Source organism: Campylobacter concisus, assembly GCF_050447505.1.
Lineage (GTDB): Bacteria > Campylobacterota > Campylobacteria > Campylobacterales > Campylobacteraceae > Campylobacter_A > Campylobacter_A concisus_BP.
Map to the genome: position 1 here is coordinate 1,624,871 of NZ_JALMFZ010000001.1, position 13,899 is coordinate 1,638,769.

Annotated in this window: 12 protein-coding genes and 1 pseudogene; 4 read left to right on the plus strand and 9 right to left on the minus strand. The window is 39.0% G+C overall.

Translation table 11 applies throughout. The features are described 5' to 3' along the window. Window positions 1-21: 21 nt before the first annotated feature. The 9 genes and pseudogenes from MTT09_RS08265 to MTT09_RS08305 all read right to left on the minus strand — a co-directional run. Window positions 22-260, minus strand: a pseudogene (locus tag MTT09_RS08265) (restriction endonuclease); the annotation flags it as partial. 342 nt (window positions 261-602) lie between these two features. Beyond that, window positions 603-1,322, minus strand: coding sequence for a fumarate reductase iron-sulfur subunit (locus MTT09_RS08270; protein WP_004317555.1), 720 nt, complete (start codon window positions 1,320-1,322; stop codon window positions 603-605). Then, entirely contained in the window at window positions 1,315-3,333 is a 2,019-nt protein-coding gene (locus MTT09_RS08275) for a fumarate reductase flavoprotein subunit (RefSeq protein ID WP_103568587.1), read from the minus strand. Before MTT09_RS08275 ends, MTT09_RS08270 begins: the two co-directional genes overlap by 8 nt. A gap of 14 nt (window positions 3,334-3,347) precedes the next feature. After that, entirely contained in the window at window positions 3,348-4,046 is a 699-nt protein-coding gene (locus MTT09_RS08280) for a fumarate reductase cytochrome b subunit (RefSeq protein WP_103651712.1), read from the minus strand. A 119-nt stretch (window positions 4,047-4,165) separates the two neighbouring features. After that, a complete protein-coding gene (gene lgt / locus MTT09_RS08285) occupies window positions 4,166-4,981 on the minus strand; it encodes a prolipoprotein diacylglyceryl transferase (RefSeq protein WP_103644084.1) in 816 nt (271 codons plus the stop codon). Window positions 4,982-5,029: 48 nt separating this feature from the next. After that, window positions 5,030-5,578, minus strand: coding sequence for a restriction endonuclease subunit S (locus MTT09_RS08290; RefSeq protein ID WP_103596899.1), 549 nt, complete (start codon window positions 5,576-5,578; stop codon window positions 5,030-5,032). Further along, window positions 5,578-8,172: an N-6 DNA methylase gene (locus tag MTT09_RS08295; protein ID WP_429803482.1), complete on the minus strand. Its 2,595-nt coding sequence runs from the start codon at window positions 8,170-8,172 to the stop codon at window positions 5,578-5,580. Before MTT09_RS08295 ends, MTT09_RS08290 begins: the two co-directional genes overlap by 1 nt. Next, window positions 8,133-8,768, minus strand: coding sequence for a type I restriction enzyme HsdR N-terminal domain-containing protein (locus tag MTT09_RS08300; RefSeq protein WP_429803483.1), 636 nt, complete (start codon window positions 8,766-8,768; stop codon window positions 8,133-8,135). The genes MTT09_RS08295 and MTT09_RS08300 overlap by 40 nt, the downstream gene beginning before the upstream one ends. Before the next feature lie 48 nt (window positions 8,769-8,816). After that, window positions 8,817-9,452 carry an IMPACT family protein gene (locus MTT09_RS08305; RefSeq protein ID WP_429803484.1) on the minus strand — a complete coding sequence of 212 codons (636 nt, stop codon included), beginning with the start codon at window positions 9,450-9,452 and terminating at the stop codon, window positions 8,817-8,819. A 126-nt stretch (window positions 9,453-9,578) separates the two neighbouring features. Here MTT09_RS08305 and galU point away from each other — a divergent pair, with 126 nt between their 5' ends. From galU to abc-f, 4 genes are all read left to right on the plus strand, one after another. Then, window positions 9,579-10,400, plus strand: a complete 822-nt coding sequence (gene galU, locus MTT09_RS08310) for a UTP--glucose-1-phosphate uridylyltransferase GalU (RefSeq protein WP_194170084.1) — start codon at window positions 9,579-9,581, stop codon at window positions 10,398-10,400. Next, the gene (locus MTT09_RS08315) at window positions 10,397-11,617 is read left to right on the plus strand and encodes a glucose-6-phosphate isomerase (protein WP_429803485.1); all 1,221 of its coding nucleotides are present in this window, start codon (window positions 10,397-10,399) and stop codon (window positions 11,615-11,617) included. The genes galU and MTT09_RS08315 overlap by 4 nt, the downstream gene beginning before the upstream one ends. Before the next feature lie 3 nt (window positions 11,618-11,620). Continuing rightward, window positions 11,621-12,166: a DUF1287 domain-containing protein gene (locus MTT09_RS08320; RefSeq protein ID WP_429803486.1), complete on the plus strand. Its 546-nt coding sequence runs from the start codon at window positions 11,621-11,623 to the stop codon at window positions 12,164-12,166. Between the two features lie 61 nt (window positions 12,167-12,227). Next, window positions 12,228-13,817, plus strand: coding sequence for a ribosomal protection-like ABC-F family protein (abc-f, locus tag MTT09_RS08325; RefSeq protein WP_103612354.1), 1,590 nt, complete (start codon window positions 12,228-12,230; stop codon window positions 13,815-13,817). Window positions 13,818-13,899 lie beyond the last annotated feature (82 nt).

A 13,899-nucleotide genomic window follows, 5' to 3' on the forward strand; every position in this document is an offset into this window, starting at 1 on the left:
GCTAAAGTTTTGACTATCTTTGGCAAACGTTTGGGCCTCTTTTGTAAATTTTGCCGTTGTAATAAAGACGCCTTTTTTGGTATTTTTATTTGAGATAGCGCCGATGAACTGCTGTATCTCTTGCCTACCTTGTTGCTACCATCTTTATATCTTTTTGCTTGGATGTAAATTTTAGAAAGTCCTAGCTCATCTTCGTCTATTATGCCATCTATCCCACCATCTGGACCTTTGTTTGTAAAACTTCCGGCTTCATAGTCCATTTTTTCTAAAATGCTAGATAAATTTTCATCAATTTTTTTTAATCTTAAAAGCTATAATCACCGCATGAAATATATAAGCTTAACAGAGTTTTTCTCTGATAATATCAATTTATTTATGAACGTGATCGCTTCATTATTTGCGCTATTTTTTTGCTTTAGCACTGGATTTGATCTTTTGTTTTTTATTACCTTGCCGCTTGGCTATATAATGGGCATAGTCTTGTCGTTTCCGCTTTTAATATTTGTATTTTTCTTATTTGCAGCGTTAGATATTTGTATATGTATCTTGGCGTCAGTTTGTAGAATTTTTAAATAAATTTGGGGCTTTTTACAGCCCCTTTGCTACTTTATAGCAGCCATTTTTCTACGCATATAAGCTATGCGGCTTTGAAGTGGTAGGTGTTTTGGGCAGTTGTCTTCGCAGCCAAGCAAAGTCATACAACCAAATACACCATCGTCATCGCCGATTAGCTCGTAAAAGTCCTCGTCAGTTCTCTTATCAAGTGCGTCTATCTTGAATCTAGCAACTCTGTTTAGACCAACAGCGCCGATAAAATCAGGTCTCATAATAGCTGTTCCACAAGATGCGACGCAAATTCCGCACTCTATACAGCGATCAAGCTCGAAAACTTCTTGAGCGACTTCTGGCTCAACTTTCTCTTCAAGCTTAGAGATATCAGTCTCATGATCTGTGTGTATCCAGCTCTCGACACGCTTACTCATAGCGTTCATCCAGTTGCCAGTATCTACGCTTAGATCTTTTAGTAGTTTAAAGACTGGCAAAGGCATAAGCTCTATGACACCGCTTTCAAAGTCTTTTGTTAGGGTTCTGCAAGCTAGGCTTGGCTTGCCATTTACTAGCATGCCGCAACTTCCACAAATTCCCGCACGACAAACAAAGTCAAAGCTAAGATCTGGATCAAATTTCTCGCGAATTTGATTTAACGCTATAAATAGCGTCATACCATCAGTCTCTTCAAGCTCATAAGTCGCAAAATGAGGCTTTGAAACTTTGCTTAAAGGATTGTATTTAAAAGCTTTTATGGTTATTTTTCTACTCATTTCCTATACCTGCTCTTTCATTTGGTGCTTTATATTTTGGTTGAAGGTCATAGTGCATCAAAGCCTCTTGAATTTCTTGTCTGCTCTTGCCTTCTGCTTGCATTTTCTCGCGAATTTCATCAACCTCTTTTTGGCGGATAGCGCTGTTTGGATGCTCGATGATATTTCCTTTTGCACCATAACCTCTAAATGCTGGCGGCATCTCCATCTTCATGATATCAAGTGGCTCATAAGTGATAGTTGGCATAGTGTCGCCTTCTTTCCAGCTTGTAAGCGTTCTATTTAGCCAGTTAAGGTCATCTCTCTTTGGATAGTCTTCACGGCAGTGAGCACCACGGCTCTCTGTTCTATCAAGCGCACCTTTTGCGATACAAAGCGCTAGTTTTAGCATTTTTGGCACGCGGTAAGCCTCTTCAAGCTCTGGGTTGCCAAATAGTGCTTTGTTGCTTACTTTTACATCAAGTGACTCTTTATAGAGTGCTTCAAGCTCCTTAACAGCAAGCTCTAGACCTTTGCCTGTTCTAAATATCGCAACGTGTTCCCACATTACCTCTTTCATCTTGTTTTTGATATCAAAGACGTTAAATTTACCCTCTTTATTGACAAGACTTAGTAGATAATCTTCTTGTTTTTTAACAAATTTCTCGATGTCAGCTGTGTTTATCTCGATCTCGTGGCTAGCGCAATAATCTGCAAAATAATCACCAACGATCATACCAGCGACGACTGTCTCAGAAACTGAGTTACCACCAAGGCGATTAAAGCCGTGCATATCCCAGCAAGCAGCCTCGCCAGCACTAAATAGACCAGCTAGTGTTGGGCTCTCTCCAGTTGGTTTTGTCTTGATGCCACCCATTGAGTAGTGCTGCATAGGCAGGATCGGCGCCCAGCCTTTGCCACGCTGATGTCCTGTCTCGTCAGTATATACTTCAGTGTCAGCAGGATCGATGCCGTTAAAAATTTCGCAAATTTCTTGAACGTCACGTAAATTTTTCTCGATGTGTTCGCGTCCAAGGATAGAGATATCAAGCCAAACGTGATAGCCATAAGGGCTAGGCACACCTTTGCCTGCACGGATGTGCTCCATGATACGGCGGCTAACGACGTCACGGCTAGCTAGCTCTTTTTTCTCTGGTTCATAATCAGGCATAAAGCGATAGCCATCAACGTCACGTAAAATTCCACCATCACCGCGGCAACCTTCTGTTAAAAGAATGCCAGATGGGACGATCGGAGTTGGGTGAAACTGAACAGCTTCCATGTTGCCAAGCTGAGCTACGCCAGTCTCAAGTGCGATCGCAGCACCGATACCCTCGCAAACAACAGCGTTTGTAGTGTGTTTATAAACTCTACCATAACCGCCAGTTGCTATAAGTGTGCCTTTTGAAACATAAGCTGTGATCTCGCCATTTACTAGGTCACGAACGATCGCGCCGTAACAGCGGTTATTTTGGTGTATCAAAGCGATCGCCTCTTTGCGGTCGTGAATTTCTACATTGTGCTTAAGCGCTTCGTTTGCAACAGCAAAAAGCATGGTGTGACCAGTTGCGTCAGCTGTGTAGCAAGTTCTCCACTTTTTTGTACCACCGAAGTCACGTGAGTGGATAAGGCCATGAACCTCTTCTTTTTCAACGATAGTTGTCTTTTGAGCGTTGATGATAGCGCTTCTTTCGCCTTTTGTGATCCTAGTCCAAGGCACGCCCCAAGCTGCAAGCTCTCTAATAGCTTTTGGAGCAGTTTGACAAAACATACGTGCAACTTGTTGATCACAACCCCAGTCGCTACCTTTTACTGTGTCAGCAAAGTGTACATCTTCGTTATCACCTTCACTCATTTTAGAGTTACCAAGGCTTGCTTGCATGCCGCCTTGTGCAGCAGCAGAGTGAGAGCGTTTTACAGGGATGAGGCTCAAAACTACGGTGCTTAAGCCCTTTTCTCCAGCAGCCACAGCAGCTCTAAGACCAGCTAGACCGCCACCAATTACCAATGCGTCATAATATTTTACATTCATCTTCTAGCTCCTTTTTAATGGCTGATCCACACGAAATCAGCGATCAAAGCGATCACGGCAAGTATGCCATAAATGACAAATACAACTGTCTTTGCCTTATTTCTTTTGGCAAACATTTCGTGTTTATTTACGCCATCAATGCTTACCCATTTGACATATAAGCGGTACATGCCAACGCTAGCGTGAACGACCATGAAAACAAGTAGTGCGAAGTAGAAAATTTCTAGTTTGTGAAAAGCTTCAGCTGATTTGTCAGCAGTGATGTGTCCACCAAAGATGATGTCGATGAGGTGGGCGCTTGCTGCAAAAAATAGAGCAAAGCCTGTTAAAAACTGGAACCACCAAAGTGTGGTATCAAGGTGCTTCATGCGGTCTTTGTGGCCTCTAAACATTAAGTATTGTCTATAATTTGCAGGAAATTTTCTCATTGCCAAGAAGGCGTGAGTTACAAAAACTACAAAGATAACAGCAGCTATAACATTTGTGATCCACCAAGTAGCCTCGCCAAATAAAAATTTAGCCTCTGCAAATCCTACGACAGCGTTAAATGCGTCTTTGCCAAGTAGTATAGTAGAAGTAAAAACCATATGGCACAATATGAAACAGGCTAGAATAAATCCTGTAATACTTTGCCATCTATCCCAAGCGGCTGGAGTGCGGCTTTTTTTGCCGTCCGACCGTTTCCCCAAAAAACCTTCTATAAGCCCGGTCATGAGCCCTCCTAAGAAATTTGAAATAAGTTATCATTTCTTAATACTAATTTAAACATTAGTATTAATTGATAAAGCTAATGTTATCAGAACTTTACTTTAATAAATTTTAAATATTGACATTAAATTTTCGTAAATCTCTTATAGAGTTTAATATAGACAAAAATTCCGAACCCGCACATAATAAGTGATAAAATTTGCCCCATTGATAGACCAAAAATAATAAATCCAAGTCCAGAATCAGGCTCTCTGTAAAATTCACAAATAAATCTTGCAAATGTGTATAAAATGGCGTAAAGAGCAATCAGCTCGCCATTAAATTTCTTATATTTTCTATATAAAAATAAAATGACAAAAATAACTAAACCTTCTAAGAATGCTTCATAAAGCTGGCTTGGATGTCTTGGCTGACCAAAGACATTTATCGCCCAAGGCACGTCTGTGACCCTGCCAAAAAGCTCTTGATTTAAGAAATTTCCTATCCTGCCAAAGGTGTAGCCAAAAGGTATGCAGATGGCGCAAAGATCAAGTAGCTGCCAAGCGTTTTGCTTATATCTTTTGCAAAATAAAATTGTCGCTAGCAAAAAGCCAACCACAGCGCCGTGATAGCTCATGCCACGAATTCCTATAAACTCGCCGTTGTGAAATGGATTAAAAATTTGCCAAGGCTGCGTTAGATAATATCCCGCTTCGCCAGAATAAACTAAAACCCAGCCAAGTCTAGCGCCTAAAATAACGCCTATCTCTACCCAAAAAAAATAGTTATCTAAAAGTTGATTTGAGATAGGGATATCATCTTTTTTAACGAGATACTTTGCCATGGCAAGTGCCAAAACAAGGGCCAAAATATACATAAGCCCATACCAGTGCACGCTAAAGCCAAAGAGGCTAAAGGCGACTGGGTTAAAGTGGTTATAAATGTCGTTCCAAATTTCCATAGAATCTCATTTTATTTTTTATGGATTCTATAATAGAAAGGCTTAAAATCATAAATATTTATCTAAAATTTTACCGTATACACCTTGTAAATTTGTTAGTTTTTGTTCTCTTTGCAAAATTTCGTCTTCTAATTTTTCAAATTCGGAGACGATTTGCTTTTGTGTAGAAAGCGGCGGAAGTGGGATTTTTATCAAATTTAAGTCTTTTGAATTTAGGCTTTGACCAAAAGCATTCAATCCATTTTTTTGTAATTTTATAAACTTTGTATCAAATAAGCAAAAGATAAATTTATCCAAAATTTTATCCTTAAACTCTTTCTTGATAACAAAGGCAGCTATTGCTTCATTTGTGTATAAATCAGTTCCTGCAATGGCAGTTTTCCCTATACTTAGTTTAAAGCTAACAAGAGTTGTACCTTCTGGTATAAGTTTAACGTTTGAGTTCTTTACCCCTAAATTTGTAATTTTTTCCTTAGTGTCGGTTATTAAGTTTGAATTCATCTCTGAAATACTTAGCCATAAATTTTCTCCGCCATAATATGCGGAATTACCTCTTTTGGGCGTTCCACCTATTAAAATATCGCAAAATTTAGAAATTAGCTCATACCCCCCCCATTTGTTTCAAAACTTATACCAAACTTAGAGAAAATTTTACTCATTTTAGCTTTTAACTCGTCAATCTCCATTCTAATAGTTTTAAACTCATTATCTACTTTTTCGCATTCAACTACGATTTGTTTTTGAATCTCAATCGGCGGTTTCGGGATTTTTAAATTTTCTAAGTCTATAGGATAAACATGTGGTTGTGCCGCACCCTTAGCTAAGGTAAAAATATATTGTTGTATATTTTTTAGGAAGTAGAAAATATAAAATGTTTCATCGTCTGATTCTGCCCTTATTGTTGTGCAATCCGATGCAAATATCTTCTCTTTCCATAGATTAACATAACCAGCATTTGCGCCCGATGCGCTAACCGTTATCGTATTTTCATCTCTATTAAATTCATTATGCAAATAAGCATAATTTAAACCACCTGCAACGACTTTATAAACACCACTTCTTGTATCCTTTTGTGTGATAGATTTACCTTTACTAATTTGAGAAGGAAAATCTACTAATCTAACAAGTGGATACTTACTCGTTATCTCGACTTTACTTTTCGCTCTTAAATTTATCGCTTTATCAAAGCTTGCACGGCGAAAATCTATGCAATCACGTAAATTTACCAAATTTGCATACGGCTTTAAGTCCTCGTTAATTCGTTTTAATTTTCCGTCGAAGGCTTCGCGAATAATAAAATTTAATTTTTCGGGATTATATAAATCGCTTGGATCGTAAAGTGCGGTCTTAATTGAGCTTATTTTTTTTATATTTTCTATCGTTTCGTCGTCATCGCCGCCTATCGCCGCATCCGTTATGTATTTTATCCCTTCGTTACCTTTGGCATCACTCCAATCGTAGCCTAAAAATTTTTTCTGTTCCTCATTATTGCTCGGCGCTTTAGTTATGAGCGTTGTTTGAGAATTTACAAGCTGAAAGATGCTAAATTTTTCTATCTCGATGGCCTTTATGAACTCAATCTTTTTTTTAGAAATTTCAGTCTTCTTTTGTTCATCAGGAATTTTTTTCTTATCTATATTCTTATACTCGCTACTAGATTTAAATGCTGATTCGTATTCGCTAAAAATCTCATTTTCAAAAAGTTCGTTTTGCGTTATAAATTTTTCGTATTTATCTTTGTCATAGCCCATAAATTCGCAGTATTCGCCTAAATTTAGCCTATCGTTATATTGTGCTAAAAAGCTGCCATCGTTTATAACGCTAACGGCGCGGTTTTTGGCGTGGAGTAAGGCATTCGGCTTGTTTGCTAGGTGGCGTAAAAATAAAATAACCGTATTTGTGCCAGTTTTGCCGAATGTTTTATTTCCGAATTCGCTAACAGCGATAATCTCGAAATTTCCTAACAAAATTTCGCGTGTTTTCTCGTAAATTTTACCAGTTTTATTTATAAGCGAGCTTGGCAAAACGATACCGCAAACACCGTCTTTATCTAAAATTTGGGCAGCCCTCTCCACAAAAAAACACTCGATGGCTCTATTGGTTTCTAGATTTTCAATTAACGCGCTAAGCTCATATTTTTCATAATTATCATCCTCTTTTAGTGTCGTTAAAAAGCCTTTTACCGAATAAGGCGGATTTGCAATTAAAATGTTAAAACCTCCTTTATCGATATCTTTATGGTGGGCTAGCGCGTCTTGATCTATAATGTTTAAGTCTTGCCCATACATAAAACTTGCAACCTTGCTTACTTTACCCAAACGGCTTTCTTTTTCTACGCCATAAATATTTTTGTGATGGCGCTTTAACTCGTCCGCGTCTTTTATATAATTAGCCTTAATAAAGCTTGCGTATTCGTTTATAAAATGTCCTGCACCGCAAGCGTAGTCAATTACTCTAACGTCTTCATTGTCTTTTAAAATTTGCTCTATTGGCAGGCTTTGAATAATAAATTTAACGATAGGAAGCGGAGTAAAAAACTGACCTTCGCTTTGCTTGATGCCTTGATCCAAAAAGCCCTCAAATAAATCGCCTAAAAATTGATTATGCTCGCTATTTGTTAGACGAATATTTTCAAACATTTCGACTACTTCGGTCAAAATTTTGACATTTTTCTTAAAAAGCTCTTCATTATAAACTTCTACAAAAGCAAAGTCGTTATTTGTGTAAAATTTAAGCTCTCTAAAATATTTTTCTATCGTCTTTTTAGTCTCGTCGGGATCTTTTTTAAGAAATTTAAAAGCATCTTGAATTTGCTTGTCAGAGACGTATGCGATCTCTTTTTGTAAAAATTTCATCATACCTTTTTGATAAAGTTGCTGGAGCCTATCGCTAAAAGCATAAATATCGTCATATCTTTTTCCGCGATAGTTAAATTTAAGCTCGTTTGGATTTTCTAACTCATCAATAATCTTACAAAGAAATAAATTTAAGAGTTTGTCAAAAGCATTTTCACGTCCACTAATGTTATGCTTTCGCATAATTGTTGCAAATTCATTATATTTACCGCCCACGTCGCTTAAAGTAATCTCCTGTAAGCTACGTAATGTTTTTTGATTTTGTTTTATGTTAAACGGCTTGCTATCAAATACGCCTACACTAAAGCCATCATACTCATATAAGTATCTCGCCAAACTTGAAATTTTTCTATATTATTCGTAGCATTTTCATAGGTTTTATCGGTGTTTTTACTTATCTTTTCATCGTCGCTTAAATCTATCGCAAAGTACTCGTTTTTAGGTGTATTACTATCAAAATCAGCCGTATAAAGAAGCAAAAACTTTGCAGATGTTTCTTGCTGATAATAGCTAAAAAGCTGACCACCGTTTTCTCTCATTTTGGATAGCTCTTTTTTATACTCCATGCCAAAAGTTTTGCATTCTATTATCATATATGTTGAGCATTGATTGTCTTTTACGATAATGTCGGCTTTGCCGCTTTTTTGATCTCTGCCGAGTTTCCATTTGCGCTCTATCTCTAAATTTGAAGGTGCATAACCGCTAGTTAAAAGGCGATCTATACACTCTAAAACGACGAAATTTTCGGGATGATCGAAATTTGAGCTAGTTTTATCGCCGCAAATAAGCTCTTTTGGATAGATAATTTTTTGAGATTTAAAATTTACTAGGATATTGTCGTTTTGATAATTTTTAGTAAAAATTTCACCATTTTCGTCTAACGTAAAATTTAGTTTTTGGAGAACTTCTCTTAAATTTTCCTTTGTTATCATTTTCTCTCTTTTTGCTTTAATTTTTGATATTTTACAATGATTTGGCTTTTAATAAATAAACAGCGCTTTGCTACCAAGTGGCAAGGCTAGAAATTTAAACTCGCTTGCTTCAAATTCTTTGCAAAATTTAAATAGCTCAGCAAACTCGGCTTCGTTTAAATTTACGCTCCAGATCGCTCCAAGGTCATTAAATTCTCTTTCAAACTCGTTTAAATTTTTAGTAGCAAAATAGTGCTCAAAGCGACTCATCAGCGAAAATGGCGTAAAAAATTTGATCTCATTTTTTATCTCAAATTTCATCACGCCACCATCTTTTATCGCCTCGTTTATCGCTTCATTCACAGCCCCTGAGTAGGCTCTAACAAGCCCTCCAGTGCCAAGCTTTATCCCGCCAAAGTAGCGAACTATCAAGACCCCAACGTTTATAAGCTCGGCTCCTCTTAGCGCGTTTAGGCTTGGCTGGCCGCTAGTGCCCTTTGGCTCGCCATCATCACTTTGATTTTCAACGATTTGTCCGTATTTGTTTAGCTCCCTTGTCGCCCAAACTACGTGAACAGCCTTAAAATGCTCCTCTTTTAGGCTCTCGTGCAAGCTTTTAAACGAGCTTATCGGGCACAAAAACGCTAAGAAATTTGACTTTTTTATATCAAGCTGGGCTTTGAAAATCCTATCAATCGTCTGCAAATTTGCTCTTTTTTAAAAATTTTAAAAATCTTATCAATTTGCTAATTAAAGCCTTGTAAATTCAAACAAATTTATATTATTAAGGAAAAGATAGTAGAATTTTGCAATTTTTCACGAAGGACTAAAATGATACAAACTTGCCTATTTCCAGCGGCTGGATATGGAACGAGGTTTTTACCAGCTACAAAATCGCTCCCAAAAGAGATGTTGCCGATCCTTACAAAACCGCTCATTCACTACGGCGTTGATGAGGCGCTTGAGGCTGGCATGGATAATATGGCCTTTGTCACAGGACGCGGAAAAAGGGCGCTTGAGGACTATTTTGATATTAGCTACGAGCTAGAAAAAGAGATCGCGGGCAGCTCAAAAGAGTCGCTACTTAGTGAGATAAGAAATTTGATGAACTCATGCACATTTTCATTTACTAGACAAAATGAGATGAGAGGGCTTGGACATGCCATTTATACGGGCAAAACACTAGTTAGAGATGAGGCATTTGGCGTCATTTTGGCAGATGATCTATGCATAAATGAAAATGGCGAGGGCGTGCTCTCTCAAATGGTTAAAATTTATGAAAAGTACCGCTGCAGCGTTGTTGCTGTGATGGAAGTGCCAAAAGAGCAGACCAAGTCTTACGGCGTCGTAAGCGGTAGGTTTATAGAAGATGATCTTATAATGGTTGATGATATGGTTGAAAAGCCCGATCCTGCCGAGGCTCCGACAAATTTAGCGATAATAGGACGCTACATCTTAACGCCAGATATTTTTAATATCTTAGAGCGAACAAAACCAGGCAAAAACGGCGAAATTCAGATCACAGACGCACTAAAAACGCAGGCAAAAGATGGCATGGTGCTAGCTTATAAATTTAAGGGCAAGAGGTTTGACTGTGGCAGCATTGATGGCTTTGTCGAGGCTACAAATTTCTTTTACGAGCGCAGTAAATGATAGAGACTTCGTTTAAATTTAACTTTGCAAGCAGCGAGGTCATTGACTCCTATGCCAAACGCATAAACGACGAGTACGAAAGCGGCGAGATAGGCTACTACCACCTGCCAGCTCTTGGGCAAAATTTGCTTGGCGAGATCGAGGAATACGAAAAAGGGCTAGCTCATATCAAAAATGTAGTACTTGTTGGCATTGGCGGTAGCAGTCTTGGCGTAAAGGCGCTAAAGTCAATGCTTGATGGCACAAAAGGGATAAAAAGAGAGCTTTTATTTTTAGATAACGTTGATCCTTGCAGCTACAAAAGCACGCTTGATGGGGTAAATTTTAACGAGACGCTTTTTGTAATAAGCTCAAAATCAGGCAACACGATCGAGACGATCACTATTTTTAAGTGCTTGCTTGATGACTTTAAACCTCAAAATTTAGGCAAAAATTTCCTCATCATAACTGATCCTGGGACAAATTTAGAAAATTTTGCCAAAGAAAATGGGATCAAATTTTTTAATATCCCAAAAAACGTGGGCGGGAGATTTAGCGTGCTAAGTGCGATCGGCCTTGTGCCTCTTGGTATCTGTGGCTACGATATAAAGGCACTACTGGAGGGCGCGCTTGCTTGCAAGAAGCAATACATCGAGCAAAAAGATAGCTCCATAGTCGCAAAAGCCTACCACTACGCCACTAGCAGAAATGCCAGCATAAATGTCATTTTTAGCTATTGCGATAGATTTTTTGAATTTAACGACTGGTACGTGCAGCTTTGGGCGGAGAGCCTTGGCAAAAAACGAGGCTATAAAAGGGTCGGCCTTACGCCAGTTGGACTTGTTGGCAGCCGTGATCAGCACAGCTTTTTGCAGCTTATCATGGATGGCGTAAAAGATAAGAGCGTGACATTTATAAAGATAAAAGATCACGCAAGCGACAAGACTATCCCAAGCTTTAGCCTAAAAGGGCTTGAAGAGTGCGATTTTGTCGCAGGTCTAAGCCTAAATGAGCTTATAAATTTGCAGTGCGACGCGACGGCTATGGCGCTAGTGCAAGAGGGTATAAGTGTCGATACGATCACACTTGAGAGGCTTGATGAGTTTCATGCTGGCTGGCTCATTTTTTACTACGAGCTACTAACCTCGGCAACTGGTATCATGCTAGGCATCAACACCTACGATCAGCCAGGCGTTGAGATAGGAAAACGTATCTTAAAAACCATGCTTTTAAAGTAGAAAATGAAAGAATTTCTACTTTTAGCTATTTTTGCCACGCAAATTTTTGCCTTTTCGGAGAGTAAATTTGTAAATGACGCTAGGTCGCAGATCGGTGTGACGCTAAGTTATGATCCAAGCTATGAAAGGCTCGCTTACCCAATGGGCGACGTGGATATCAAAAAGGGAGTTTGCACCGACGTTGTGGTAAGGGCGCTACGTCATCAGGATATGGATCTGCAAAGGCTCATTTTTGAAGATATGAGTAGAAATTTCGCAAGCTATCCTAAAAAATGGGGACTTAAAAAGGCTGATAAAAACATCGATCACAGGCGTGTTTTAAACATCGCTACCTATCTAAAAAGAAAAGGTTTTGAGGTGAGTGATGATAAATTTTTGCCAGGCGATATCGTCACTTGGATGCTACCAGGAAATTTGCCTCACATCGGCGTGATCTCAGATAAATTTGAAGGCCAAACGCCGCTTGTCATCCACAATATCGGCTCTGGCGTGCAAGAAGAAAATATACTTTATAGCTACAAGATCACGGGGCATTTTAGGCTAAAGTAGCAAAATGGCTTTTTAATCAATTTTAAGGCAAAATCGCAAAAAATAAATTCAAGGAAAAATAATGTTAGAAGTTAGGGGACTTACTCAAAGATTTGCAAGCAGTTTGCTATTTGAGGATGTAAATTTAAAGCTAAATCGCCACAACAGATACGGACTAATCGGTGCAAATGGCGCTGGTAAATCGACATTTTTAAAAATTTTAAGCGGAGCCATCGAGCCAACTAGCGGCGAGATCATCATAGAAAATGGACTAAAGGTTGGCGTGCTTGGGCAAGATCAGTTTGCATTTGAAAATTTTACGCTAAAAGATGCGGTGCTTTATGGCAACAAGCGCCTATATGACGCTGTCAAAGAGAAAGAGAAGCTCTATATGAGCGAGGAATTTACAGATGAGATAAACGAGCGTTTAAGCGAGCTTGAGATGATAAGCGCTGAGGAAGACCCAAGCTACGAGTACGAGACTAGGATAGAAAAAATCCTAAGCTCGCTAGGGCTAAATGAATTTGATAAGCTGATGAGCGAGGTTGAAAACTCAGATAAAGTTAAAGTTTTGCTGGCTCAAGTGCTCTTTCCAAAGCCAGACATCTTGTTTTTAGACGAGCCGACAAACAACCTTGATATAGACGCGATCGCATGGCTAGAAAACGAGCTAAACCGCCATGAGGGCACACTTGTGGTTATCAGCCACGACAGACACTTTTTAAATAGAGTTTGTACAAACATTTTGGATGTGGATTTTAAGAAAATTCGCGAGTTTTCAGGCAACTACGACGACTGGTATATGGCTGCAAATTTGATCGCAAAGCAGCATGAGATGGAGCGCGATAAGAAGCTAAAAGAGAAAGAGGAGCTGGAGAAATTTATCGCGAGATTTTCAGCAAATGCGAGCAAGGCAAAGCAGGCAACTTCACGTGCAAAGCAGCTTGAAAAGCTAGATATCGCTGAGATCGCAGTATCAAGTAGGCGTGATCCAAGCATTCTGTTTCGTGCAAACCGCGAGATAGGCAATGAACTAATTGAGCTTAAAAATATAAGTAAGAAATTTGATGATAAAGTGATATTTGAAAACTTTAACTTTAAGCTTGAAAAGGGCGACAAACTAGCTATCATCGGCCACAACGGCGTTGGTAAAAGCACACTTTGTAAGATCATAATGGGCGAGATAAAGCCTGACGCGGGCGAGGTGCATATAGGCGCGACCATTGAGCTAGGATATTTTGCGCAAGATACTGTAAATAAGATAGATGGCGAGCTAAAGCTTTATGAGTACTTACAAGATGCCAAAAACAAGGACATCGACGAGATCAGAAAGTGCCTTGGCAGGATGCTCTTTAGTGGTGCCGAGCAAGAAAAAGCAGTTGGCGCGCTAAGTGGTGGTGAAAAACACCGCGTGAGACTAGCTCAGCTCATGCTTCACAGGCCAAATTTACTTGTCATGGACGAGCCAAACAACCACCTCGACCTCGAAGCTATTATCGCACTTGGCGAGGCATTTTACAACTTTAATGGCTCAGTCATCTGCGTAAGCCATGACAGGGAGCTGATAGATGCCTTTGCAAATAGAATTTTACACCTAAAAGGTAACGGCGAAGTTGTTGATTTTAAAGGCACATACGAAGAATACAGAGCAAATTTAGGCCTTGAGAGCTAGTTTTTACCGTTTAAACCGCGCTAAGCTAGTTAAATTTGCTTTATATTTATGGCGAAATATTCGATCATTTGAGTCACTTACA

What these genes read in the sequence shown, in the direction of transcription:
- MTT09_RS08270 (WP_004317555.1), bottom strand. Translation starts at nt 1,322, where the DNA reads ATGAGTAGAAAAATAACCATAAAAGCTTTTAAATACAATCCTTTAAGC.
- MTT09_RS08275 (WP_103568587.1), bottom strand. Translation starts at nt 3,333, where the DNA reads ATGAATGTAAAATATTATGACGCATTGGTAATTGGTGGCGGTCTAGCT.
- MTT09_RS08280 (WP_103651712.1), bottom strand. Translation starts at nt 4,046, where the DNA reads ATGACCGGGCTTATAGAAGGTTTTTTGGGGAAACGGTCGGACGGCAAA.
- lgt (WP_103644084.1), bottom strand. Translation starts at nt 4,981, where the DNA reads ATGGAAATTTGGAACGACATTTATAACCACTTTAACCCAGTCGCCTTT.
- MTT09_RS08300 (WP_429803483.1), bottom strand. Translation starts at nt 8,768, where the DNA reads ATGATAACAAAGGAAAATTTAAGAGAAGTTCTCCAAAAACTAAATTTT.
- galU (WP_194170084.1), top strand. Translation starts at nt 9,579, where the DNA reads ATGATACAAACTTGCCTATTTCCAGCGGCTGGATATGGAACGAGGTTT.
- MTT09_RS08315 (WP_429803485.1), top strand. Translation starts at nt 10,397, where the DNA reads ATGATAGAGACTTCGTTTAAATTTAACTTTGCAAGCAGCGAGGTCATT.
- MTT09_RS08320 (WP_429803486.1), top strand. Translation starts at nt 11,621, where the DNA reads ATGAAAGAATTTCTACTTTTAGCTATTTTTGCCACGCAAATTTTTGCC.
- abc-f (WP_103612354.1), top strand. Translation starts at nt 12,228, where the DNA reads ATGTTAGAAGTTAGGGGACTTACTCAAAGATTTGCAAGCAGTTTGCTA.